This is a genomic window from Marinobacter bryozoorum, assembly GCF_023156245.1.
Lineage (GTDB): Bacteria > Pseudomonadota > Gammaproteobacteria > Pseudomonadales > Oleiphilaceae > Marinobacter > Marinobacter bryozoorum.
In genome coordinates, this window is sequence record NZ_JAKZAH010000097.1 from 1 (window position 1) to 1,499 (window position 1,499).

1 protein-coding gene is annotated in these 1,499 nt (G+C 56.8%); it reads right to left on the reverse strand.

Annotated features, from left to right (window positions below):
* Positions 1–191 precede the first annotated feature (191 nt).
* Positions 192–1,499: IS1182 family transposase (locus MLC59_RS19670; RefSeq protein WP_248237293.1), on the reverse strand; the 1,308-nt coding region annotated here is incomplete at its 5' end.

Sequence of the window (1,499 nt, forward strand, 5' to 3'; positions counted from 1 at the left end):
CTAGGAGTCTGCGCGCCAGAAACTTTTTGAGCGCTCGTTTCCGCCAGACCGTGTCACTGCCTGGCTAGAACGAGTGTCCGCGATATCGGATTGGCTAAATCATTGCTTTCAGTCCAGCCAGTTAACCGGTTAAAAGGGACATCAAAGAGCCCCAACTGTACCTACCGTGAGCCAAAGGCTGCCTCAGGGACTTATGCCAGCCTCATCAGTGAACTCATGCGCCGGAGGTTGAGAGACAGGCAGACCAGATCCCATTCACCCTGCACCGATTGAAGGCCTCGCAAGCTGAACTGGCGAAAGCCCAGAATATTCTTGATCCAACCATTCACCGCCTCGACCAGGTGTTTGCGCTGAGCATAAACTGCTCGCCCCTCGGCGGTGGCAAGCTTCTCCGCCATCCGGGCCGTCGCCGGATACCGCGTGGCGTCGACGTTTGCGTTCTTTTTGCCTTCCCGGCATAGCGAGACATAGCCGTCGATTCCTTGCGTCTCCAGGGCCTGAAGGTCTGCTTCCTTTCGGTAACCGGCATCAGCCAGGCATTGCTTCGGCTCGCTTCCCAGGGTGTCTTTTACCTCGTCCAGCAAGGGCACCAGACAGCCGTTGTCACTGGGGTTGTTGCCTTGATAGTTGGCCACAATGATCTGGAATTCGCCATCCACGGCCAGTTGGCCGTTATAGCATTGCTGGAACCCATCATTCGTTTTCATGATCCGGCTTTGTGGGTCGGTAAAGTTACTCTGAGCCTTGTCCTCTGGAACTCCATAATCTCTCTTGAAGTTCCGGCCACCCTTGGGTGAGCGGCGATTATCGTCAGGATACCGGCCTTTGGCCTCATCTCGCGCTTTTTGATCCGCTTCCAGCTTCTCCTTCGCTGCCCGGATCTTGTCCAGCCGTCCCTGACGGTGCTGAAGCTCTTCGGGTAACTCATCGCCCCGCTGACCAGGGCCAAACTGTTGGTCTTCCGATTCATCCACCCGACGTGCCTGGCCACAAAGCTCATCAACCTCTTTTGACAGACGCGTTTCTTCGTCCCGCATGCGGTCATAGCTCATCGCCTTGTGCTTACTGGCGTTGGCCCGGACCTTGGTGCCATCAATCGCCAGCGTGCCAAGCGTGACTAGTTCCGCTTCCTGGGCGATCTGGACCACCTGAATAAACACGGCCTTGAACGCTTCCAAGTGGTGCTTGCGGAAATCGCAGATCGTGCGGTGCCTGGGGAAATTGCCAGCCGCCAGGACCCGAAGGGCGACATCTTCTTCCAGCTTCCGAGCAATCTTGCGTGATGAAAACACGCCAGTCGCGTACGCATAGATCAACACCTTCAACATCATCCGCGGATCGAACGGCGAGTTGCGCCGACCGCTCCCTTCATACCGGGCGTAGAAGGCACTCAGATCCAGTTCCTCGACCACGTCGCTGATGAAATAGGCCAGATGCCCTTCGGGCAGCCACTCATTCAGGCTCGGGGGAAGAAGCAGTTCCTGATCAGGCGAATACGG